The 22,638-nt window shown below is 38.9% G+C and carries 19 protein-coding genes, 1 pseudogene and 1 other annotated feature; of the genes and pseudogenes, 18 read left to right on the top strand and 2 right to left on the bottom strand.

The features are described from left to right. The first annotated feature begins 52 nt into the window (after positions 1 to 52). Positions 53 to 781, top strand: a complete 729-nt coding sequence (locus tag M3189_RS09465) for a DsbA family protein (RefSeq protein ID WP_251633631.1) — start codon at positions 53 to 55, stop codon at positions 779 to 781. Beyond that, positions 774 to 1,184: a disulfide oxidoreductase gene (locus M3189_RS09460; RefSeq protein WP_251633629.1), complete on the top strand. Its 411-nt coding sequence runs from the start codon at positions 774 to 776 to the stop codon at positions 1,182 to 1,184. The genes M3189_RS09465 and M3189_RS09460 overlap by 8 nt, the downstream gene beginning before the upstream one ends. Before the next feature lie 56 nt (positions 1,185 to 1,240). On the opposite strand, the gene M3189_RS09455 is transcribed toward M3189_RS09460, so the two are convergent. Next, the gene (locus tag M3189_RS09455; RefSeq protein WP_251633628.1) at positions 1,241 to 1,687 is read right to left on the bottom strand and encodes a Dps family protein; all 447 of its coding nucleotides are present in this window, start codon (positions 1,685 to 1,687) and stop codon (positions 1,241 to 1,243) included. 359 nt (positions 1,688 to 2,046) lie between these two features. On the opposite strand from M3189_RS09455, the gene M3189_RS09450 reads away from it, so the two are divergent. Together M3189_RS09450 and M3189_RS09445 are read left to right on the top strand one after the other, a co-directional pair. Next, positions 2,047 to 2,646 (top strand): cell wall hydrolase, encoded by a 600-nt coding sequence (locus M3189_RS09450; RefSeq protein WP_251633627.1) that lies wholly within the window; start codon positions 2,047 to 2,049, stop codon positions 2,644 to 2,646. A 197-nt stretch (positions 2,647 to 2,843) separates the two neighbouring features. Beyond that, a complete protein-coding gene (locus tag M3189_RS09445; protein WP_251633623.1) occupies positions 2,844 to 3,983 on the top strand; it encodes an HAD family hydrolase in 1,140 nt (379 codons plus the stop codon). Between the two features lie 29 nt (positions 3,984 to 4,012). Here M3189_RS09445 and serA read toward each other — a convergent pair whose 3' ends face one another. Further along, positions 4,013 to 5,647 carry a phosphoglycerate dehydrogenase gene (gene serA, locus M3189_RS09440; RefSeq protein ID WP_251633621.1) on the bottom strand — a complete coding sequence of 545 codons (1,635 nt, stop codon included), beginning with the start codon at positions 5,645 to 5,647 and terminating at the stop codon, positions 4,013 to 4,015. A 70-nt stretch (positions 5,648 to 5,717) separates the two neighbouring features. Next, positions 5,718 to 5,926: a binding site (T-box leader), on the bottom strand. Positions 5,927 to 6,181: 255 nt separating this feature from the next. Between serA and M3189_RS09435 the strand changes: the two genes are divergently transcribed. The 14 genes and pseudogenes from M3189_RS09435 to M3189_RS09370 all read left to right on the top strand — a co-directional run bounded on the left by M3189_RS09435 (position 6,182) and on the right by M3189_RS09370 (position 22,637). Beyond that, on the top strand, positions 6,182 to 7,477 hold the full coding sequence (locus tag M3189_RS09435; protein WP_251633620.1) for a homoserine dehydrogenase: 1,296 nt from the start codon (positions 6,182 to 6,184) through the stop codon (positions 7,475 to 7,477). Beyond that, on the top strand, positions 7,474 to 8,535 hold the full coding sequence (thrC, locus tag M3189_RS09430; protein ID WP_251633619.1) for a threonine synthase: 1,062 nt from the start codon (positions 7,474 to 7,476) through the stop codon (positions 8,533 to 8,535). The genes M3189_RS09435 and thrC overlap by 4 nt, the downstream gene beginning before the upstream one ends. Next, complete coding sequence (gene thrB / locus M3189_RS09425) at positions 8,532 to 9,455, top strand: homoserine kinase (protein WP_251633618.1); 924 nt, start codon at positions 8,532 to 8,534, stop codon at positions 9,453 to 9,455. The genes thrC and thrB overlap by 4 nt, the downstream gene beginning before the upstream one ends. Before the next feature lie 83 nt (positions 9,456 to 9,538). Further along, a pseudogene (locus M3189_RS09420) lies at positions 9,539 to 10,284 on the top strand (glucose 1-dehydrogenase). Positions 10,285 to 10,333: 49 nt separating this feature from the next. After that, the gene (locus tag M3189_RS09415; RefSeq protein WP_251633617.1) at positions 10,334 to 13,567 is read left to right on the top strand and encodes a BTAD domain-containing putative transcriptional regulator; all 3,234 of its coding nucleotides are present in this window, start codon (positions 10,334 to 10,336) and stop codon (positions 13,565 to 13,567) included. A 271-nt stretch (positions 13,568 to 13,838) separates the two neighbouring features. Continuing rightward, positions 13,839 to 14,021, top strand: coding sequence for a hypothetical protein (locus M3189_RS09410; RefSeq protein ID WP_251633616.1), 183 nt, complete (start codon positions 13,839 to 13,841; stop codon positions 14,019 to 14,021). 147 nt (positions 14,022 to 14,168) lie between these two features. Next, positions 14,169 to 14,471, top strand: coding sequence for a DUF4212 domain-containing protein (locus M3189_RS09405; protein ID WP_251633615.1), 303 nt, complete (start codon positions 14,169 to 14,171; stop codon positions 14,469 to 14,471). Between the two features lie 85 nt (positions 14,472 to 14,556). Further along, on the top strand, positions 14,557 to 16,227 hold the full coding sequence (locus M3189_RS09400; protein WP_251633614.1) for a sodium:solute symporter family protein: 1,671 nt from the start codon (positions 14,557 to 14,559) through the stop codon (positions 16,225 to 16,227). Further along, the gene (locus M3189_RS09395; protein WP_251633612.1) at positions 16,202 to 18,121 is read left to right on the top strand and encodes a DUF294 nucleotidyltransferase-like domain-containing protein; all 1,920 of its coding nucleotides are present in this window, start codon (positions 16,202 to 16,204) and stop codon (positions 18,119 to 18,121) included. The genes M3189_RS09400 and M3189_RS09395 overlap by 26 nt, the downstream gene beginning before the upstream one ends. Positions 18,122 to 18,142: 21 nt before the next feature. After that, entirely contained in the window at positions 18,143 to 18,805 is a 663-nt protein-coding gene (locus M3189_RS09390; protein WP_251633611.1) for a 3'-5' exonuclease, read from the top strand. A gap of 219 nt (positions 18,806 to 19,024) precedes the next feature. After that, complete coding sequence (locus M3189_RS09385) at positions 19,025 to 20,209, top strand: substrate-binding domain-containing protein (protein ID WP_251634261.1); 1,185 nt, start codon at positions 19,025 to 19,027, stop codon at positions 20,207 to 20,209. Positions 20,210 to 20,298: 89 nt separating this feature from the next. After that, a complete protein-coding gene (locus M3189_RS09380; RefSeq protein ID WP_251633610.1) occupies positions 20,299 to 21,072 on the top strand; it encodes an ABC transporter ATP-binding protein in 774 nt (257 codons plus the stop codon). Continuing rightward, a complete protein-coding gene (locus M3189_RS09375; RefSeq protein ID WP_251633609.1) occupies positions 21,050 to 21,757 on the top strand; it encodes an ABC transporter ATP-binding protein in 708 nt (235 codons plus the stop codon). The genes M3189_RS09380 and M3189_RS09375 overlap by 23 nt, the downstream gene beginning before the upstream one ends. A 19-nt stretch (positions 21,758 to 21,776) precedes the next feature. Further along, a complete protein-coding gene (locus M3189_RS09370; protein WP_251633607.1) occupies positions 21,777 to 22,637 on the top strand; it encodes a branched-chain amino acid ABC transporter permease in 861 nt (286 codons plus the stop codon). The last annotated feature ends 1 nt before the right edge of the window (position 22,638 follow it).

Raw genomic sequence — 22,638 nt, 5'->3', positions numbered from 1 at the left:
TTTATTTTTCAAAGATGATAAACTCTAATAAATTATAAGAAGGAGTTTGATCATGGCAAAACGAAAAAATAGTTCTAAAAAAGGAACGAAGAAACCTGCGTCCTCATCCTCATCATCAAAATTTGTGTTTTGGATCATTGGATTGATCGCAGTAGCTATTATTGGTTTTATCTTTCTAGCGAATAACCAAAAAAACGATGAGCCTGTAAAGGAAGAGATTGATTATGCAAATCAACCCTTTCTTGGGAAAGAATCTGCACCTGTTTCTATTGTTGAATTTGGTGATTACAAATGTCCGAATTGTAAAAACTTCGCTGACACCACTGTTCCATTAATTGTAAAGGAATTTGTTGATACGGGAAAAGCGAAATTCTATTATTTCCATTATCCATTTATCAATGTTGATTCCAAACGGACAGCTAAATTTTCAGAATCAGTTTATCATGAGCTTGGTAACGAAAAATTCTGGGAGTTCCATGACCTAATCTATAAGAAGCAACCAGAAGATACAAGGTATGAAAAGGTAGATGTCTTTACGGAAGATTTCTTAAAGGAAACACTCCAAGAAATAGCGAGTGAAGAGGAAGTTAAAAAGGTAGCAGACTATTTTGATACGAAAGAACCTGAGGATGCTTGGGAAGCGGATAATGAACTAGGTGAAAAATTAGGAGTGAATGGAACACCTACCATTTTTGTTAATGGTAAACGGTTTGATGGTCAATCCTTGGATGATTTAAATAAAATGGTTGAAGATGCTGCAATGGAGAAAAAGGATGAGTAAATCCTTATTACTTGCATGGGTTGCATCGCTTATTGCAACCATTGGAAGCTTGTACTTTAGTGAGGTTCTTCATTACATTCCATGTACACTTTGCTGGTACCAAAGGATTTTTATGTATCCATTAGCCATCATGCTAGGGATTGCCTTTTATCAGAATGATAGAGGAATTGTGAAGTACGCTTTACCACTATCCATAATTGGGATGATTATTTCCGTCTACCATACTGCACTGCAAAAGATACCATACCTGCAGCAATTTGAAATGTGTACAAGTGGTGTGCCCTGCTCAAAAGATTATATTAATTGGCTTGGCTTTATCACCATTCCAATCTTGGCGTTTACGGCATTCACGATTATTACCTTTTGTTTAGTAATGATTGCTCGTGGCAATAAGGGAAAATAGAACTAAGACTCAGCAGGTGCTGAGTCTTAGTTTTTTACTGTTGGGTAGTAAAAAATTTAGATTGATTTACCGAGAAATGCGGTTAACATCCAAACGTGTTTTTCTAAACCAGAATGAATAGCAAGGAGCATATCTCCTGTTGTTTCATCATCCTTTTCTCCAGCAAAGCTCATTCCTTCTTTTAATTCACCAATGATAATAGAGAAGTCATTGATAACAGCTTGAACCATTTCCTCGGCACTTTCATTACCATCTGCTTCCTTAATAGAAGATAGTTCAAGGCACTCTTTCATAGTTGCTACTGGTCTGCCGCCAATTGCTAATAAACGTTCTGCTAACTCATCGACATGCAATCCAGCTTCGTTATAGAATTCCTCAAATTTAGCATGTAAGGTGAAAAATTGACTGCCCTTCACATACCAGTGATAATTATGTAACTTGATATACAATACGGACCAATTTGCTATTTGTTTGTTAAGTACGCTGACTAACTGATTTTCCACGTGTATACCTCCATTATTTTTGTCTTCTACTATATTATTACCTAAGATTCAGATAGAAACCTGTACCAAATTGAGGGATATTTTGTCAATCTAGTGAAGATTAATTATGTTACAAGGATATTTTATGAAATAAGCCTGAAATAGAATGTAACAATTTTTCCTTGATTATCCACTAAAGGAATTAATGAGGAGATAGTGTCACATTGGTTTATTATTCCAATTGATAGAGAAATGCTTTCATACCAGTAGCACTTTATCCAATTCTTTATCTGGATATTTTTGGGTAATGATATAGTATGTTACAACTGGTAGCCTTATTAGTAGAGAAACAAACGAGAATACTAGGAGGCTAACAAAACATGAATAAATTTAAAAAAATTATCATTGCAGCGGGATTAATCTTTTCAATGTCAGCATTTACGGGTGTAACCAAATCAGAAGCAGCTACAAATCATAAAGTACAATACGGTGAAACCTATTGGAAGATTGCAACAAAGTATGGAGTACCGATTACAAGCTTAATGAAGGCGAACAACGCAACAGGTTCTCTATTATATGCTGGTTCAAATCTAGTAATCCCCAATGCTACTATTTCAGCAGCTGATAAAGACTTAATGGCACGTCTTGTTCAAGCAGAAGCAGTAGGGGAACCTTATGCAGGGAAAGTTGCAGTTGCAACTGTTATTTTAAATCGTGTGGCAAGCCCGGATTTCCCTAACTCAGTCAGAGAAGTAATCTATCAAATTTCGAATGGACACTATGCGTTTACTCCAGTCCAAAACGGTCAGATTAATCAAGCAGCTGATGCTGCTTCTAAAAAGGCTGTTAATGAAGCACTAGCTTTCCAAGGAAAAGGAAATGGTTCTTTATTCTTCTATAATCCAAAAACAGCAGTAAGCCAGTGGATTTTTTCACGCGAAGTAACAGTAACAATCGGTAATCACCGTTTTGCAAGATAATAAATAGTTAAAGGAAGCTAGTCACTATTGTGGCTAGCTTCCTTTTTTAATATTCACAGTCTAAGTAATTTTATAGTGTGATTCAAATTTATAAATGTAATACCTTGGCTTTAATATTCAATATAATGCTTTAAATTTAGGTCTTTGCTGTGTTACGATAACGGAATAAAGCGGACTGGGAGAAGAGGGTGTTTTAGATGATACGTACAATGTTATTTGATGTGGATGGCGTTTTGTTAAGTGAAGAGCATTACTTTGATGCATCAGCTTTAACTGTTTGGGAATTGTTAATTAGTAATAATTATTTGGCATTGTCACCCGAAAAATACAAAACAGACTGTACTCCAACAGAAATGAAGGAAATTCGGGAGACTGTGTTTGGAAAAAATGATGAGACCCTAAAGCTTATGAAGTCGAGGGGACTTAATGCGAATTGGGATATGATTTATTTGTCTTTTGGCCATCAATTCATTCATCTTTTATCTCAAATTACGGAAAACGAGCAGGAGAGAATAAATAGCTGGCTGCAAGAACCCATTACTAGAGAAGTTTTGCTTGAAATAGGCGGGGTACTAGATAAATATAACGTTAACTTAGATTTCAATCGATTTGTTCCTGAATTTGAACGTTCAACGGAAACAAAGCAGGAATTGTTCAATTATCTAAATCAATTAGTGGAAGAAAAGCTGGGGGTTCAAACGAACATCTTTAGTGGAATTAGCGAGCTATGGTCAGTATGTGAGCATATCTGTCAGGAATGGTACGTTGGTGATGAGAATGTGGAAAACTCCACTGGTAGACCTTCTGTGCAGTTAGGGAAGAAGGGTTTCTTAGCGAATGAGACTACTTTAGCTGCTAAAGAAGAGATTGAAGCACTCTTTTCATTCCTTAAGGAATCTGGGGTGAAAATAGGGATTGGAACCGGTAGACCTGAGCTTGAGACTATACAACCCTTCCACCACTTAGACTGGCTAAAACACTTTGAAATCAATCATATTGTCACTGCAGATGATGTGCTGAAAGCAGAAAAGGGATTAAATGAAAGAAGGTCACTGTCAAAACCAGAACCGTTTACGTACATTTTGGGTCTAAAGGGCAGAGACACTTCAGTCGAGGATTGTTTAAATACGCCCTTGCCAATTGATAATGGTGAAGAGGTACTCGTGGTGGGGGATTCCTTGGCAGACCTTCTGGCTGCGAGAAAAATGGGATGTCAGTTTGCCGCTGTATTGACAGGATTATCCGGAAAAGATGCAAGAAGTACCTTTGAAAAGCACGAGGCAGACTATATTCTTGATACAGTGCTTGATGTGAGGGGGATTATTGAAAAAAACTAAGAGGGATTGCCATGCAATCCCTCTTTCAATTATTTAACTTGTTCTAACTCAAGTCTTCCTGGATAAAAGGAATCAACATTTTCTAACTCTAACGATTGAGCTATGTTTAAACCGTTAATTTGTGTAAGGGCACGAATTACCTCTGTAGTAATTTGCTTATCAAGAGTTAACACCATGACAGCTTCCCCACCGACAGTCGTTCTTCCTACTTGCATCGTTCCAATATTAATATCATAATCACCGAGAAGGGATCCAACCTTGCCAATCATACCAGGGACGTCCTGATGTTTTATAAGTAAGAGGTGGCTTTCTGGTCGTACATCAATACGATACTCGTTAATTTTCACGATTCTTGCGCCATAGCCGTTTAAGACTGTCGCACCAATTTTAGCTGTTTCTGATCCTTTTGTAATAGCAAGCTCCATATAGTTGGCAAAGCCTTTATTAGTAGCATTTTTCTGGACATTATAGGAAACTCCCTGTCCTTTCAATAGATGAAGCGCATTTATCAAATTAACAGAATCACTTAGATGGTAGGAAAGGATTCCTTTAATCATGGTTCGAGTTAATAGTTCCGTATCCTCTTCGATTAAATCACCATAATAATTGATTTCTATTTTAGAAGGAGCATGTTTCAATAATTGAACTACAAGCTGACCCATTTGTTCTCCAAGGAGTAAGTATGGCTGCATCTTTTGTTGCGACTCCCCAGACATTTGCGGCATATTTACAGCATTACGGATAGACTGTGTTTCGAGAATTTCAATGATTTCTTCACTTACTTCTTGGGCAACTTTTTCCTGCGCCTCTACAGTAGATGCTCCTAAGTGCGGAGTTACGATAATATTAGGGTTATCTAACAAATCTGGATTAGCAATAGGTTCCTTTTCAAAAACATCAAGTGCTGCGCCTGCGACATGTCCAGCTTGAATGGCTCTTACCAATGCCTTTTCATCAATAATTCCGCCTCGTGCGACGTTAACAAATCGGACTCCTTTTTTTGTTTTGCTTAGGTAGTCGTCGTTTACAAGTCCTTTGGTGTCGTTTGTAAGTGGTGTATGAATCGTAATGAAATCAGACTCACGTGCAATTAAATCAAGACTAGCTTTTTTCATTCCTAGTTTTTCTGCTCGCTCTTCCGTTAAGTAAGGGTCGTATCCCAGTATGTTCATTCCAAAGCTTTTAGCACGCTTCGCGACTTCGGTTCCGATTTTCCCCATACCAATAACACCAAGTGTTTTTTTGTATAATTCTACACCCTTGAAAGAATTACGGTCCCATTCTCCGCCCACAGTTTTTTTGTGAGCTTGGGGAATCATTCTTGCCATAGAAAGCATCATCGCTAAAGTGTGTTCTGTGGCAGCGATTGTGTTGGCACCAGGAGCATTTATGACAATGATTCCTTTTCCAGTAGCAGCATTCACATCAATGTTATCTACCCCTACACCAGCTCTTGCAATTACCTTTAGACGGTCAGCATATTGAAGCAATTCCGCCGTTACTTTTGTTTGACTGCGTACAATTAATGCTTCGTACTCTCCAATAATATTCTTTAGCTCTTCCAGCTTTAGTGTAGGCTGGCGCTCAACGATAAAATTTGGGTGATCAAACAACTTTTTTAATCCAGTATCACTAATACCATCTGTTACAAGTACCTTAAACATTCTTTCCTCATCCCTTTCATTTTCCTAATATAAAATAAAAATCCCTCATAACAGACAGATTTGTCTTGTTATGAGGGACGTGATCTACGTGGTGCCACCCTCTTTTGCTGCTAGAAACATGCAGCCTCAAACATGTTAACGGGATTTCCCGGGCATTCCTACTATATTTCAGTCTGCCAGTTCAGAAGGGCTGGGCTTGACTAAGAAAATGCACCGGTTCACAGCAGCCACCGGCTCTCTTAAGCATTCTCTTACTGCCGTCTTCATCATTACATTTTAAATATTTACCTGAATTTAAAGAATATTCTACATCGATACCTTTAGTATTGTAAAGGGATAAAATGAATAATTTTTTGAGTATTCAAATTTAAAAATTTTTTTAATAAATACAGGTCAATACTGGTGCGGTGTTAAGCGATTACATTGAATTTTTAAAAAAATTAGTCTATTGTAATTATATTGAGAGAATCATATAATGTCTACTATATAAATACAATTGTACGCATGTGGTAGACAGTTTTGGGAGGGGTTAGTATGGAAGCAATTAAAATTGGGTTACTCGGTTTAGGAACAGTCGGTTCAGGTGTTGTGAAAATTATTAAAAATCATCAAGATAAATTAATGCATCAGGTGGGCTGTCCTGTTGTAGTTAAGAAAATCCTGGTCCAAGATTTACATAAAACAAGACCAGTTGATGTGGATCCGGTTTTGTTAACGTCATCCCCATCTGATATCCTGCATGACCCCGAGATAAATGTTGTAATTGAAGTGATGGGTGGAGTGAAAGAAACAAAAGAATATTTGTTAAGTGCCCTCCGTCAAGGAAAGCATGTGGTGACGGCAAACAAGGATTTAATGGCCCTTCATGGATCAGAATTATTATCTGTTGCTTCTGAAAATGGATGTGACTTATTCTATGAAGCAAGTGTTGCGGGAGGCATTCCTATCCTAAGAGGATTAGTGGATGGCCTTGCTTCTGATCGCATTACCCAAATGATGGGGATTGTAAATGGAACCACTAATTATATTTTAACAAAAATGAGCCAAGAAGGTTTAGCATATGAGGAAGTCCTCAAAGAAGCTCAAGAGCTTGGCTTTGCAGAAGCAGACCCTACTTCAGATGTTGAGGGATTGGATGCAGCCCGAAAAATGACAATATTAGCTACCTTAGGTTTTTCAATGCATATTGACCTTGACGATGTAAAAGTAAGTGGAATCTCAAAAATTACAGAAGAAGACTTACGTTATGGAAAACAGTTAGGTTATACAATGAAGTTGTTAGGTTATGCTCACCGTGAGGGTGAAAAAGTAGAAGTAAGTGTCCAGCCTACATTCTTGTCCGACAATCATCCATTGGCTTCTGTTCAAAATGAGTATAACGCCGTTTATGTATATGGTGAAGCTGTTGGTGAAACAATGTTTTATGGACCAGGTGCTGGAAGCATGCCAACGGCAACAGCAGTTGTTTCTGATTTAGTTGGGGTTATGAAAAATTTACGACTCGGTGTTAATGGCCGAAGCGCAGTAACACCGCAATACCCTAAGCGCTTAAAGGATGATAATGAAAAGTATTCTAAATACTTCTTACGAATCCATGTGCAGGATGAGGTTGGCGTATTTGCAGAGCTTACTTCCATCTTTGCAAAGTATGGTGTAAGCTTTGAGAAAATATTACAGCTGCCTGTTAAGAAGAATGAGACATCTGAAATTGTCTTAGTTACACATCGGGCATCACTGACAAATTACGATGCAATCCTTTACGAATTAAATGATTTACCAGCAGTTAAAGAAATAAAAAGTGCATATAGAGTGGTGAGGAAATCATTATGAGATGGCCAGGATTAATTGAAGCATATAAAGAATTTTTACCAGTAACGAATGAAACACCTATGCTTACCTTGAACGAAGGAAATACCCCTTTAGTAAAGCTTGAAAGGCTTTCAAAGGAATGGGATGTTGAGCTTTACGTTAAACTTGAAGGTGCAAATCCGACGGGTTCTTTTAAAGACCGCGGGATGGTAATGGCAGTTGCAAAGGCGATAGAAGCTGGTAGTAAAACGATTATCTGTGCTTCAACAGGGAATACTTCTGCAGCGGCTGCAGCTTATGCTGCCCGAGCTGGAATTCGATGCATTATTGTGATTCCTGAAGGCAAAATTGCCTTAGGGAAGCTTGCTCAAGCAATGATGTACGGAGCAGAAATTATCTCCATTGAGGGGAATTTTGACCAAGCACTACAGATGGTCCGCAATATTAGTGAAGAAGAACCGATTGCCCTTGTGAATTCGGTTAATCCTTATCGTTTAGAAGGACAAAAGACAGCTGCCTTTGAAGTGTGTGATCAATTAGGGGCTGCTCCAGATATTTTAGCGATACCAGTTGGAAACGCCGGTAACATCAGTGCCTATTGGAAAGGGTTTAAAGAATACGCAAATCATAAGGGAACAGGACTGCCTAAAATGTATGGCTTTGAAGCAGCAGGAGCAGCAGCACTTGTTCATAATCGTGTATTTGAAAATCCAGAAACGATTGCAACAGCGATTCGAATTGGAAATCCCGCTAGCTGGAACTTAGCTGTTGCTGCTGTAGAAGAATCCAAGGGTCTATTTGATGAAGTGAGCGATGATGAAATTGTAGCTGCTTATAAGAAAATAGCTGCTGCTGAAGGAATCTTTGCAGAACCGGCTTCATGTGCGTCAATCGCTGGTGTGATGAAGTCCCTTCAAAAAGGCAAAATCGAAAAGGGATCTAAGATTGTTGCTGTGCTTACCGGAAATGGTTTAAAAGATCCGGATACAGCTATTCAAAGCAGCTTTGTAGACGTAAAAAAATTACCAAATGATGAGCAAGCCGTGACACAACATATCAAGGGAGTTGTCAATCGATGACTCTAACTGATGGGAAGTTTGTAATCCAAGTACCAGCAAGCTCTGCTAACCTAGGGCCTGGCTTTGATTCAATCGGTGTTGCCCTAGACTTATTTTTAAACTTAGAGGTAGAAAAAAGTGAGAAGTGGGAATGTTATTCCACTTCTGAAGAATTAAAGGATCTCCCAACAGACGAACAGCATTTTATCATTCAAATCGCACTTCAAACGGCCAATAAATATGGAAGGGAGCTATATCCTTGTAAAATCAAGGTTGAGAGTGACATCCCATTGGCTCGAGGTCTTGGTTCAAGTGCCTCAGCAATTATTGCCGGAATTGAACTTGCTGATTATGTTGGAGCAATAGGATTATCAAAAAAAGAAAAGCTATTGCTTGCAACAGAAATAGAAGGCCATCCTGATAATGTTGGTGCATCTTTATATGGAGGGCTTGTAATCGGCAGTTATCAACAAGGAGAGGTTGAAGTCGTTTCGATCTCTGATATTTCTTTTGAAATGGTTGCCGTCATCCCGAAGGAAAGCTTGCTAACGAAGGATTCTCGCGGTGTTTTGCCAATTGAATTTTCCTATCATGACAGTATCCGTGCTTCTTCAATCGCAAATGTATTAGTGGGAGCACTACTAAGTAAGAATTGGGAGTTGGCAGGTAAGATGATGGAAAAGGATATTTTTCACCAGCCTTATCGAAAGCCGCTGATTCCATTTTATGATGACGTTGCGATCTTCGCTAAAGCTGAAGGAGCATTCGGTGTGGCCTTAAGTGGTGCGGGCCCGACAGTATTATGTTTTTGTGAAAAGGGCAAGGGTAAATTACTACAGCAATCTTTAAAAACAGCGTACCCTGACATGACAGCTAAAATGCTAAGCATAGACTTTACAGGGAGTACAGTATCCCAACTTAATAATTGCATTGTGAAATAGGGCCGAAATATTCGGCCCTTTTTTCTATATTGGCAAGTGATGAACAATTAGAGGTAAACTATTAATAAAGGAGGGGATTTTAAATGCCATTTATAAACAAAGTTGTTATTGTAACTGGGGGAGCTAATGGAATTGGGCGTGGTATTGCATCTGCCTATGCGAATAAGGGAGCAAAGGTGCTGCTTGCAGATGTGGATGAGAATTCAGGTAAAAAGACAGAATCAGAACTTAAACAAGAAGGATTCGATGTACTTTTTGTTCAGACTGATGTGAGAAATCCTAGTGATATTAATTTCATAATGAAAACGGCAAAAAACACCTTTGGCCGTGTAGATGTGTTAATTAATAATGCTGGGAAGGGTTTGTTCAAATCACTGTATGATGTAACGGTAGAGGAATGGGATGATATCATTCAAACCAATTTGAGAAGTGTCTTTCTCTGTTCTCGGGAAGCAGCAAAGTATATGAAAATAAAGAAGGTGGTGCAATTGTAAATATAGCTTCAACCAGGGCGACGATGTCCGAGCCAAATTCAGAGGGCTATGCTGCAACGAAAGGTGGGATTGTCGCCATTACTCATGCATTAGCCGCCTCTCTAAGTAATGATCGAATAACCGTTAATGCCATTTCACCTGGATGGATACACACTGGCGACTATTCACAATTAACAACCATTGACCATGATCAGCATTTTTCAAAACGGGTTGGTACACCAGAAGATATCGCAAGAGCTTGCCTTTACTTAACAGCGAAGGAAAATGACTTTGTTACAGGAATTAATTTGGTTGTTGACGGCGGCATGACAAGAAAAATGATTTATGAAGAATAATATGATAAAATAGTGTAAAAATTGAAAAAATAGAAAGGAGGATAAATAAATGAAGCTGCCAATTATTCAAACAAAACTGCGAATTCCAGTTGTTAAAGATGAATTTATTCGAAGAGCCAAGCTTACGAGGAAGATGAAGAAAATTCCTGAATATCCTTTGACCATTATTCATTCAGGAGCTGGTTTTGGAAAAAGTACGGCGCTTGCTTTATTTATGAGGGATGAAAATATCCCAGGCTGCTGGTACTCCATCTCATCAATGGATGACGACATCCTTCCGTTCCTTTCTTATATCCTCCATTCAATAAGAGGAACTATTCCTGACTTTGGACAGGATATTGAGAAGTATATTGAGACAATGGATCGCTACATAAGAGAAGAAGATTTAAGTTATTTATGTTCATTATTTATTAATGAGATTCTTGAAATTAATTCTGATCTCACATTAATTTTGGATGATTACCATCAAATTGAGCATTCATATACGATTAATAGCTGGATTGAAAAATTATTGCAGCATATACCTTCTAATTTACACATGGTTATCTCAAGCCGCAGTCGTCCTGGCTGGAAGCATTTAACGAAAATGAGGGCAAACGGGCAGCTTTTAGAAATTACACGGGAAGATTTAGTGCTTACCATTGAAGAAATGGAATTGTTATTAATCGACTTATATGGATTAGAAATAGAGCCCGCTCATTTAGACAGTATTTTTCAGCTTACAGAAGGGTGGATTATTGCACTGTGTATGATAGCACAGCAGATTCCTCTTACTGGGGATATTTCAACCCTTTTAGAACATTCCTCCTATTCACTCCAAGATTTATTTGACTACTTAGTAATGGAAGTCTTTTCGAAACAGCCTCCAATGATTCAGCAATTTTTAGAACAAACATCCATCTTAGATACTCTTGAGGAAGAACTTTGTGATGAAGTAATAGGAATTCAAGGTGCTTCTAACATGCTTGAGCAATTAAAAGAGAGAAATTTGTTCATTCAAAAGATTGGTTCAAAACATTATCGTTACCATGCACTTTTTAAAGAGTTTTTAGAAAATGCCTTTTTAAAAAACAACCCCGTTACCTACACTGCACTACATGAAAAATGTGCACGGTTCTATGAAAAAAGACTGATGTGGGAAGAGGCACTTTATCACTATAAAAAAATCAGTCATTACAAAGCAATTGCTTCTATCTTACAAGAAAATGGGATTAAAATGCTTGAAGGCGGGAAGCTAAAAAGCCTGTCAGATCAATTGACGTTGATTCCAGTGCTAGAGCTAGATACGTATTATCTACTCTGGTTTCTTAAAGCAGAAGTCCACCGATATCGCTCCCAATATCACGAGGCCGAGGAATGTTATGATAAAACCTATTTAGAGGCCGAAAAGAGACAAGATTATCTCGGGATGAGCAAGGCTCTAGAAGGAAAAGCGAAGATTTATTTAGACACCATTCAGCCTCATCAAGCCGAGAAGTTATTATATGAAGCGATTGAAGCGAGAGAGAAAAGTACAAGTTCAGAAGAGGAAAAGGCAAAGTTATATTACTTACTCTCTGAAAATCTATTAAACTCTGGAAAATCAACTAACGCTGAGAAATGGCTGCAAAAGGCAAAAACGTACAGCCCGTCAATATTGGATGGGAATATTGAAGCAAGGTTGTTTTTAAGAACAGGTCGTTTTGAAGAAGCAAAAAGATTCCTTCTCCACCAAAAGGAAGAATTAACAGGTAAAAATAGGATTGAACTTCCCAAATCCCATAGAGAAACAGAATTATTATTATCTTTAATAGAATCCTTTACAGGAGAAGGATTGAAGGCAAAAGAATTAGCACAAGCAGGCATACAACAGGGGATTAGTTTAAAAGCACCTTTTGTGGAAGCTTGCGGCTGGATTCGGATGGGGCATGCCGTGCAAATTCTCAATAAATATGATTCGGATTTAGCAGAACAGTGCTACAATACTGCATTAGATATTATGAGCAGGCTGAATGTAGAAAGAGGAAAGGCCGAACCGTTAATGGGACTTTGTATCCTTTACGGAACAAGGGGAGAATATGAGCGGGCATTAGAAGCAGGGAAAAGGGCTTTACAGGAGACTGAAAAAGTTCAAGATATCTGGCTTTCCGCACTAATTAGTCTATGTATGGGAATCACCTGTATTTATAATGAAAGACTAAATACAGGATTATCCTACTTAGAAAAAACGAGAGCATTATTTTATCAGTGTGAAGATTCCTTTGGACAGATGTTATGTAGTTTCTGGCTAGCTTATATTTATTACTTAGAAAAAGAACAAGATATGTTTAGAGAAAGTATGGATAAGTTCTTATATATGGTTCAAAAAAATAATTTTGAGTTCTTTTTTCATAAAGTGTCAGTTTTTAGTCCAAGGGATTTACAACTGTTTGTTCCGCTGTTAATAGAGTGTACAAAAGGAGATATTCAAAAGTCATTTGCTGTAAAGGTCCTACAAGATATGGGAATCACGGCATTGGATTCACATCCTGGATATTCGATAAGAGTTCAAACACTGGGGCAATTTAAGATCTGGCTTGGAGAGAAGGAAGTTGGGGAAAAAGATTGGCAGCGTGAAAAAGGCAAGGAATTGTTTCAGCTCTTTATTACAGTAAACGAACTAATATCCAAAGAGGAGATAATCCAAATTCTCTGGCCAAATCAAGATACAAAAAATGCGGACCGTGATTTTAAAGTTGCATTAAATAGTCTCCAGCATGTACTCGAACCAACTCGCAAGGCAAGGGCAGCACCTTTTTTCATTATAAGAGAAGGGATGTTTTATGGAATAAATCCTCATGCCAATATTGAATTAGATACAACTCAATTCCAAACCTTAATTGAACATGGTTTAAATGAAATATCCCAGGAGAAGGTGATCCCTCTTTTAGAAAAGGGATTAAAGCTTTATCATGGAGAATACTTGCCAGATCGAAGGTATGATGATTGGTGTATAAGTAAGAGAGAGAGTATGCTGGTTTATTTTTTAAGAGCAGCTGAGAAAATAGCTCAAATAATGGTCCGCCAAGAAAAGTATGACCAAGCCATTTATTGGTGTGAAAAAATACTAAAGCGTGACCGGACCTGGGAAGAGGCCTATCGATTGTTAATGTATTGCTATTATCGAAAAAACAATCGCCCACAGGCAATGAAATGGTATCAAAAATGTTTGACAGTCTTAGAGGAAGAGCTTGGGGTCTCACCATTGGAACCAACAAAGCAAATGCACGACATGATTATCGAATCAGAAAAATATATAATCTAATCGGATAGACCTAGGACTTCTAAATATACCAAATGAACGGAGCGGTTTCTTTATGAAATGGCTCCCTTTCAATTGCGAATAAGCCCGTAAGAATATTTGTAAATTTATGTTAAAAGCACTTGACCTAAGAATACTTTTTGGACATAATAATAAAGTAAGAATTTTCATAAAATTTAATTTAATAAGAAAAGTAGTTTACTAGACTTCTAAAAACTATACCAGTTAAAAACAACAAAAATGATAACGCTTTCTTTACGAAGGAGGAAATGATTTGCTTGCTTTATTGTCATTATTGATCATTACAGGTGTCTGCCTTTTTCTTGCTCTAAAAAAGAAAAGACCCTTCTTCCTAGCTGTACCCATCCTATCCATCTTTGCTTACTTCCTCATTCAAATCATCCTTGTACCGGCACCATTTATGGAAACCATCAAATTTATTTTTAGTCTAAGGTAATGATTTTTCCCGAGCCTTGTTATAGGGCGCGGTGAGAATAGCAGCCGCCAAGCTGCAGTTTCTTAATAGGGGTGGTGCCGAGAAAAATCTGGTTATCAGCATTTTTTATTTCATTTAAATCAATCAATACTTACCGGGGGTGGAGTTTTGAAGAAAATTGATAAGAAAGTAGCAGACAGCTATTTTCGTGAAAAGACTCGAAATATGGTTATTTATTTTATCGTGTGGTTTCTAGTTTCATATGGGGTTGTCCTTTTTGCGGAGCCTTTGAGTGAATTTACAATTAACGGTTTTCCACTCCATTACTTTATGGGAGCACAGGGAGCAGTAATAACCTTTATTATCCTTTTGTTTGTTAATGCAAAGCTGGGTGACGCCATTGATAGGAAATATGGGATTGATGAGGAGAAAAATAAACAGATTAGTTCGGGAAAAGTACTTGATCATTAAACCCTTGAGAAATACTGCTCACTTGACTGTAAAGAGAGCAAAAGGAGCTCATAAAAATTTTTGTAAGTGAAAAAGGGGGATGACATTGGATACACAATTTTTGGTCTCATTATCCATTATTTTAGCAACATTTGCATTGTATATTGGAATTGCCATTTATAACAAAGCAAAGGCAACGTCGGATTTCTATGTAGCCGGACGGGGTGTCCCGCCAATTTTTAACGGAATGGCAATCGGAGCAGATTGGATGAGTGCCGCTTCATTCATTGGTATGGCTGGAACCATCATGCTTCTTGGCTATGATGGCCTTGCGTACATAATGGGATGGACAGGCGGATATTTGCTGTTGACATTCCTATTAGCGCCGCAGCTAAGGAAGTATGGACGCTATACAGTACCGGACTTTATCGGTGACCGTTTTGACAGCCATACGGCCCGAGTCATTGCAGCTATATGTACAATCATAATCAGTTTTACTTATTCTATTGGACAGCTTTCTGGATCAGGTGTGGTAATTGGCCGATTATTCGAGATTGATGCTAAAGTGGGAACGATGATAGGGGTTGTTCTTATTGCCTTCTATGCAGCGTTTGGCGGTATGAAAGGAATTACTTGGACACAGGTAGCTCAATATATCATTTTAATTATTGCTTACTTAATTCCAGTAATTTTTATGTCACTTCAACTTACAGGGAACCCAATGCCTTGGATTTCTTATGGTGAGCTTGTTGGTAAAATGGGAGAACTCGACCGTGAATTGGGTATCTCGGAATACTTTGCACCATTTACAAATGGGACGAAGTGGCAATTTTTGGCGCTTATGTTTACACTAATGGCTGGTACGGCAGGATTGCCGCATGTAATTGTCCGTTTCTATACGGTTTCAACGATGAAGGCTGCTCGCTGGTCAGGTGCCTGGGCGTTGCTTTTCATCGGGCTGCTTTACTTATCAGCACCTGCTTATTCTGCATTTTCACGGTTCATCCTGATGACAAAGGTTGCAGGCAGCAAAATAACAGAACTGCCTGCATGGACAAAAACTTGGGTTGATACAGGTAAGCTGCAAGTAGCAGATGGAAATGGAGATGGAGTCCTTCAATGGAGCGAATTAATTATCTCCAATGATATTGTTGTTATGGCGACACCGGAGATTGCCAATCTTGGGATGTTTGTAATCGGCTTAGTGGCAGCAGGTGCGATGGCAGCTGCATTATCAACTGCCGGAGGTTTGATGATTGCTATTTCATCATCATTTGCCCACGATATTTACTATCGTGTCTTAAAACCAAATGCAACCGAGAAAAAGCGTCTATCTGTTGCCCGCTGGTCAATCGTCCTTGCAACTCTTTTCGCTGGTCTTATCGCGCTTAACCCTCCAGGGGCCATTACACAAATCGTTGCCTGGGCATTCGCACTTGCAACTGGAACCTTCTTCCCTGCACTAGTGCTTGGAGTTTGGTGGAAGCGTTCAAATTCCCAAGGTGTTATTGCTGGGTTGCTAGTTGGTTTAGGCGTCACGTTGGCATACATTTTTGCAGCGAAATATGGCGGCTTTACGATCCTCGGCATCATTGATACAGGTGCGGGAGTTTTTGGTGCAGCAGCTGCATTTGCTGCCAACATCATCGTTTCACTTATGACACCGGCTCCTTCTCAAAAGATTCAGGATGAGGTTATGGACCTTCGCTATCCAGAACAAATGGTTTATAAAAATGGCGATGTTTGGATGAATGATGATGGATCAAAATCAGTATAATTTGTACAATTTAGAGGCCGTGAGGTTTCACCCCTTTTTTTGCGGGGTGGACCCTGACACGGCCCAATCTCTCCTAGCTTTGTGTGAAATCCGTCAATTTAAAAAAAATGAAATCATGTTCAAAAAAGATAAACCCCGTGAAGGCCTTCTGCTTATGATTGAAGGTCTTTCAGAGGTAGTTGTAAGAAATGAAAGCAATAACAGAGATGAAGTCTTGGAGGTCTTACAAAAAGGAGAAATGATCGGGTTCTCAAAACTAGCTGATTTCCTTGGAGAGTCAAAACCGAGTATGAAAAACGATGTCATGGTTGAGGTAAAAGCTGTTAGTGCTGTCAAGGTATTATATATTCCTTTCGAGGTCGTAACGAGAAGATGGGATGATCCGGCAGTCCATGACTATTTGCTGACACAGGTGGCTACTCGCTTAAAGGATATATATACATCCCTAGCTGAACAGGTCAAGCTTGCACGGGATTATGGTGAAAATGATACGATCAAGCTTCGTGTCCAGGATATTATGAGTGAAAAAGTTGTCGCAGTTACGTCTGAATCAACGGTACAGGAAACAGCTCGGCTTATGCATGAAAAGAGAATAAGTTCAGTTCTGGTAATAGAAAAAGAGATTTTAAAAGGGATCATTACTGAAAGGGATATGGTGGCAAGAGTGGTTGCCCGAGGTGTGCCAATGACGGCCGCAGCCCAAGAAATTATGACTCCTAACCCCCTTTCTATTTCTAGGTTTGCTTTTTATTATGATGCCATTTCTATGATTCTTCTAAAAGGAATTAAACACTTACCGGTAATAGAAGATTCAAAGGTAGTCGGAATCGTTACATTATCTGATTTATTACGGAAAAAAAGCGAAAATGTTATGAAAACCATTCAAAAAATCGAACAAGCTGATAGAGGCAGCCTTCCTTTGGTGAAGAGTGCCATTTATGAAGTAATTGAAACTCTGGTGAGAGATCGGGTTCCGATATTAAAAACCTTCGAAATCGTAACTAATTTGTACGACCGTCTTGTTTTAAGAATAGTTGAGCTTTCTATTCAAAAACTGCAGGAAAGCGGAAGGCAGCAGCCCTGTTCTTTTGCCTTTTATCAAATGGGCAGCAGCGGCCGTGAAGAGCAGTTTATCCTGACTGATCAAGATCATTTTCTTGTTTATGAGGATGATGGAGATAAAGAAAATGCCTATTTTACTGAATTAGGAAGAGAGATTACTGACAACATGGAATCAGCAGGTTATGCCCGGTGTAAAGGGTTGATGATGTGCAGTGAGCAGAAATGGCGCGGGTCTCTGGCTGTCTGGGAAGAACGTCTTCGGAAATGGATGCTTCAATCCACAAATGACAATTTGTTATTAGCTGAAAACTTCTTTTCATACCGGTTCATTGCAGGCAGTGATAAATTGCATGAAAAGTTTGAGAAAGTGATTTCAAATCAAATGGAAAGGTCGAGAATTTTTTTATACCAGCTTGCGCAAATAGAGAGAGAGCGTATGATTCCTACTCTTGATCACCCTATTCGTTCTTTATTTAAGCTCGAGCGAAAAACCATTGATATGAAAAAGGAGGTTTTATTTCCCTACCATCATAGCCTGCAAATATTATCTCTTTTGCATGGAAACCAATCGGGAACCCCGATAGAAAAAATTGATTGGCTTATGAATAAGAGAGTCTTTTCCGATGTATTTGGAGAGGACCTCAAGGAAGCAATCAGCCATATCTTAACTCTCTATGCCAACCAGCGCTGGCAGCAGGTAAAAAGCGGCAATGAACTGACATCTATTGTCTCTTTTACTAGATTGTCTACCCGGGAAAAAGAAGAATTGATATTAAGCTTAAAAACAGTAAGGGAGCTTCAAGGTCAGGTGTTTACACACTTTTCGTTATAGCTCCTAAAGAGGAGGCGGGTAATGTTTTTTCGCAGAAAAAATGTATCGTGTGCCTTTAAATATGAAAATATTCCGCTGTCAACTCCCCTGGAAAACCTTGATTTTGTTGTTTTCGATACAGAAACAACAGGATTTCAGGTGGCGACAATGGACCGAATCATTGAAATTGGCGCTGTTTCTGTAAAGGGACTAGAAGTTCGTGAGTCTGATACTTTTCAGACCTATGTTAACCCCAATCGGAAAATTCCTCAGGAAACGGTAGCGCTTACCTCTATTTCTAATGTGCAGGTAGAAGGTGCACCACAAGCTTTAGAGGCAATAATGAGTTTTTTTGATTTCGTCGAATCGAGAGAAGCCGTATGTTTAGTAGGTCATTATGTCAGTTTTGATGTGCTTGCCTTGAAAAGTGAATTTAGCAGGGAAAAGCTTGCTTTGAAAAAATTTCTGACCATCGATACGCTTGATCTTATCGGATTTATTGCACCGTCCTATGATATGAGGGATTTAGAACGATATGCAATGGCTTTTGGAACAAGAATCTATGACCGGCATAGCGGATTGGGAGATGCGTTAACAACCGCTTATTTATTTATTGAGCTGCTATGGCAATTTAAAAATCGAGGATACAGCACGTGGGGAGAATTAATAAAAGCAACCGACAGCCAAATGAGATCGCTGCAATAAAATTAACGGTATTTATCTAGTGCAGCTCAACTGAGCTGTATTTTTTTTGTCTAGCTGCAGCGCCCAGGGGCTTCCGCTTTTCGTTTTTGTAACTTGCTTGTAACTCTTGTTTTCTATTATTAACTCAAAGGCATTGCAATGGTTTTTTACAATTAATTAGGGGGAAAAAAAGTGAAGGTATTTAAAGGCAGAGTTTTCTTATTAGGATTACTTATTTTTATGATGGTTTTTGCTACAGCATGCAGCTCTGAAAAGACAGAGGGAGATACAAAGGGTAACGGTGAACAGGCTGAGACTAAGGAGCCAATAAAAATTGGTGTTCTTGCCTCAACAACGGGTGCCCTAGAATCTTATGGTAAACAAACATTAAGAGGGTTTGAACTAGGTCTTGAATATGCAACCGAAGGTACTATGGAGGTTGCTGGCAGAAAAATAGAGTTTGTGGTTGAAGATACAGAAACGAAGCCGGAAGTTGCCGTTCAAAAAGCTACCAAGCTATTAGAAGAAGATAAAGTTGACTTTTTAGTGGGATCTTCCAGTTCTGCTGATACGCTAGCGGTGTTGCCGCTTGCTGAAGAATACCAAAAAATTATGATTGTTGAACCAGCAGCCGCTGATAGTATCACAGGCTCTGAGTTTAATAAATATATTTTCCGTTCCGCACGAAATTCCTCACAGGATGCCGTTGCCGGTGCAGCTGCTATTGCTGGTAAGGATGTAAAAATAGCAACACTTGCACCGGATTATTCCTTCGGACGTGATGGGGTAGCTGCCTTTAAAGAAGCAGCTGAAAAACTTGGCGCAGATATTGTATTAGAAGAATATGCAGACCCAGCAGCAACTGACTTTACTTCCAACATTCAAAAGATTATCGATGCAAAACCTGATTATTTATTTGTGGTTTGGGCGGGTGCAAACTCTCCTTGGAAGCAGATTTCAGATATGAAGGTACAAGACAAGGGCATCAAAATTTCAACAGGGGCACCGGATATCGCAGCTTTGGCTACTATGGAACCGCTTGTTGGCATGGAAGGCTTCACAGTTTACTATCATGATCTTCCAAAAAATAAAATTAATGATTGGCTCGTAACGGAACATAAGAAGCGATTCAACGATGAAGTCCCTGATTTATTCACACCAGGTGGAATGAGTGCAGCGATTTCAATTGTTGAAGCATTAAAGAAAACCGAAGGTGACGCAGATGCTGATAAATTAATTGAAACAATGGAAGGCATGAGCTTCGAAACGCCAAAAGGAAAGATGACCTATCGCAAAGATGACCACCAAGCCCTTCAAGCATTATATGCCATTAAACTAGAAAAGAAAGACGGGGTTCCATACCCAGTTCCTGTACTAATTAGAGAACTAACACCAGAAGAAACAGCCCCTCCAGTACGTAATTAAAAAAGTGTTCTTTTAAAAATATGAGGGTTTGACCTGTCTATATGGTCACCCTCTTCCTTATTTCTATCTACAAGACTGGTGGTGAAAGCATGAAAACCTTAATAGAAACAGAAAATTTATCGATAACCTTTGGAGGGCATACGGCTGTTGATTCTGTCAGTATTTCCGTTCCAGAAAAACATTTCAAATCCATCATTGGTCCAAATGGTGCTGGAAAAACAACATTCTTTAATCTGTTAAGCGGTCAATTAAACCCTACAAATGGAAAAATCTATTTTCGTGGAAAGGACATCACAAAACTTTCTTCGACAAAGCGAACGAGAGAAGGAATAGGACGCTCTTTTCAAATTACCAATGTTTTCCCTAATCTAACCGTTCTTGAAAATGTAAGACTGGCAGTTCAGTCCAAGGCCGGAGTTCGCTACCAGATGATATTTCATTATAAGAAATATCGAGAATTCGAAACAAAGGCTCTTGAATGGTTACGATTGGTGCTATTAGACGATAAAGTAGACTCTTTGGCGAGTAATTTGGCACACGGGGAAAAGCGAAAGCTAGAAATGGCTATGCTCCTAGCACTTGAAACGGAGGTTCTTTTATTAGATGAACCGACTGCAGGTATGTCTTTAGAAGATGTTCCTGCGATATTAGAAGTCATTAAAAGAATTAAGGAACAAGGGAATCGGACGATTATTTTAATTGAGCACAAAATGGATATGATACTCGATCTATCAGATTCTGTAATGGTGCTATTTAATGGCAGGCTGCTGGCGGATGGAACACCGGAGGAAATCATGAAAAATGAAACGGTCCAGTCTGCCTATTTGGGAGGTATCAGCTATGAAACAGCTGCTGAAGCTTAATAATATCGAGACATTTATTGGACAGTATCATATTTTACAGGGTGTTTCGCTTGAGGTGAAGAAGGGGGAGGTTACGGTACTGTTAGGAAGAAATGGTGCCGGAAAAACAACCACCTTACGGACGATCATGGGACTAAATCCAGCCTCAAAAGGCAGTGTTGTTTATAAAGGAGAAGAAATCCAAGCATTGCCCACCTATACCATTGCCCAAAAGGGAATTGGCTATGTTCCAGAGGACCAGGGTATCTTTGCAGGATTGACAGTCGAAGAAAATATGAAGGTAGCCATTCAAAAGGAAAATGAAGAAACCAACAAACGTCTTGAATATATTTTAAATTTGTTCCCTGACTTAAAAAAGTTCTGGAAAAAGCCTGGAGGGTTACTAAGCGGTGGTCAAAAACAAATGCTTTCCATCGCCCGAGCCTATGTAAATGATAACGAAATGTTATTAATTGATGAACCTAGTAAAGGTTTAGCTCCTATCGTTGTCGAGAAGGTGATGGAATCCATCCTGCAAATGAAGGATCAAACCACCATTGTCTTAGTGGAACAAAATTTCATGATGGCAAGTACCATCGGTGATTGCTTTTATATTATCGATGATGGAAGAACGGTAAGTAATGGAACAATGAAACAATTAAAAGAAGATGAGGAAATGAAACGAAAGTACTTGGGGATTGCTTAGGGAAGGAGGAAAGGTTTGAATGGAGCTTTTATTCAATTTAACATTAAATGGATTGGCAACAGGCATGCTGATTTTCTTATTAGCAGCAGGACTAACCCTTATTTTCGGTTTGATGGATGTACTTAATTTTGCTCACGGTGGTTTGTTTGCCTGGGGTGCCTATAGCGGCATTTGGATTTATTCCACTACCGGAAGCTTTCTAATTGGAATTATTGGGGCCATTCTTACTGGTTTTATTCTAGGGATTATTACGGAAAGGTGGATCATTAAGCCAGTTTACGGAAACCATGTTCAGCAAATTCTAATTACACTTGGCTTAATGCTGGTTCTATCAGAGATGCTGAAAGTAGTTTGGGGACCGAATCAATTAACGGCCAATCCACCTGAATATTTGAGTGGCAGCTGGGAAATTGGCGATATGATTATCATTAAATATCGAGTATTTATTATAGCAATTGGATTGCTGGTTTTTGCGGGAGTACAATTTTTGTTGAAAAATACTAAAATCGGTCTGGTTGTCAGGGCTGGCGTTATGAATAAAGAAATGGTTCAGGCATTGGGGATTAACATTAAGAAGGTATTTATGTTTGTCTTTATGATTGGCTCCGGTATGGCAGCACTTGGAGGAGTACTTTTTGGACCATACTCTGGTGTTATTCACGCAGGGATGGGGATGGAGTTTGCCATATTAGCGTTTATTGTGGTTGTTATCGGCGGGATGGGAAATTTCACTGGATCAGTCATGGCTGCAATTTTAGTTGGATTATCTGGTTCATTTATGGCTTATTACGTACCAGAATTATCTTTGGCAGTAAATATGCTTTTAATGGCTGTTGTGTTGATTGTAAAGCCACAAGGACTTTTTGGCGGGAAGGGGTGAG

It is taken from the genome of Neobacillus niacini (genome assembly GCF_023715415.1).
GTDB lineage: Bacteria > Bacillota > Bacilli > Bacillales > Cytobacillaceae > Neobacillus > Neobacillus niacini_C.
Note: the sequence above shows the minus strand (reverse complement) of the source record. Positions and strands in the feature narration are given on the sequence as shown.

What these genes read in the sequence shown, in the direction of transcription:
- M3189_RS09465 (WP_251633631.1), top strand. Translation starts at nt 53, where the DNA reads ATGGCAAAACGAAAAAATAGTTCTAAAAAAGGAACGAAGAAACCTGCG.
- M3189_RS09460 (WP_251633629.1), top strand. Translation starts at nt 774, where the DNA reads ATGAGTAAATCCTTATTACTTGCATGGGTTGCATCGCTTATTGCAACC.
- M3189_RS09450 (WP_251633627.1), top strand. Translation starts at nt 2,047, where the DNA reads ATGAATAAATTTAAAAAAATTATCATTGCAGCGGGATTAATCTTTTCA.
- M3189_RS09445 (WP_251633623.1), top strand. Translation starts at nt 2,844, where the DNA reads ATGATACGTACAATGTTATTTGATGTGGATGGCGTTTTGTTAAGTGAA.
- serA (WP_251633621.1), bottom strand. Translation starts at nt 5,647, where the DNA reads ATGTTTAAGGTACTTGTAACAGATGGTATTAGTGATACTGGATTAAAA.
- M3189_RS09435 (WP_251633620.1), top strand. Translation starts at nt 6,182, where the DNA reads ATGGAAGCAATTAAAATTGGGTTACTCGGTTTAGGAACAGTCGGTTCA.
- thrC (WP_251633619.1), top strand. Translation starts at nt 7,474, where the DNA reads ATGAGATGGCCAGGATTAATTGAAGCATATAAAGAATTTTTACCAGTA.
- thrB (WP_251633618.1), top strand. Translation starts at nt 8,532, where the DNA reads ATGACTCTAACTGATGGGAAGTTTGTAATCCAAGTACCAGCAAGCTCT.
- M3189_RS09415 (WP_251633617.1), top strand. Translation starts at nt 10,334, where the DNA reads ATGAAGCTGCCAATTATTCAAACAAAACTGCGAATTCCAGTTGTTAAA.
- M3189_RS09395 (WP_251633612.1), top strand. Translation starts at nt 16,202, where the DNA reads ATGATGATGGATCAAAATCAGTATAATTTGTACAATTTAGAGGCCGTG.
- M3189_RS09390 (WP_251633611.1), top strand. Translation starts at nt 18,143, where the DNA reads ATGTTTTTTCGCAGAAAAAATGTATCGTGTGCCTTTAAATATGAAAAT.
- M3189_RS09385 (WP_251634261.1), top strand. Translation starts at nt 19,025, where the DNA reads ATGATGGTTTTTGCTACAGCATGCAGCTCTGAAAAGACAGAGGGAGAT.
- M3189_RS09380 (WP_251633610.1), top strand. Translation starts at nt 20,299, where the DNA reads ATGAAAACCTTAATAGAAACAGAAAATTTATCGATAACCTTTGGAGGG.
- M3189_RS09375 (WP_251633609.1), top strand. Translation starts at nt 21,050, where the DNA reads ATGAAACAGCTGCTGAAGCTTAATAATATCGAGACATTTATTGGACAG.
- M3189_RS09370 (WP_251633607.1), top strand. Translation starts at nt 21,777, where the DNA reads ATGGAGCTTTTATTCAATTTAACATTAAATGGATTGGCAACAGGCATG.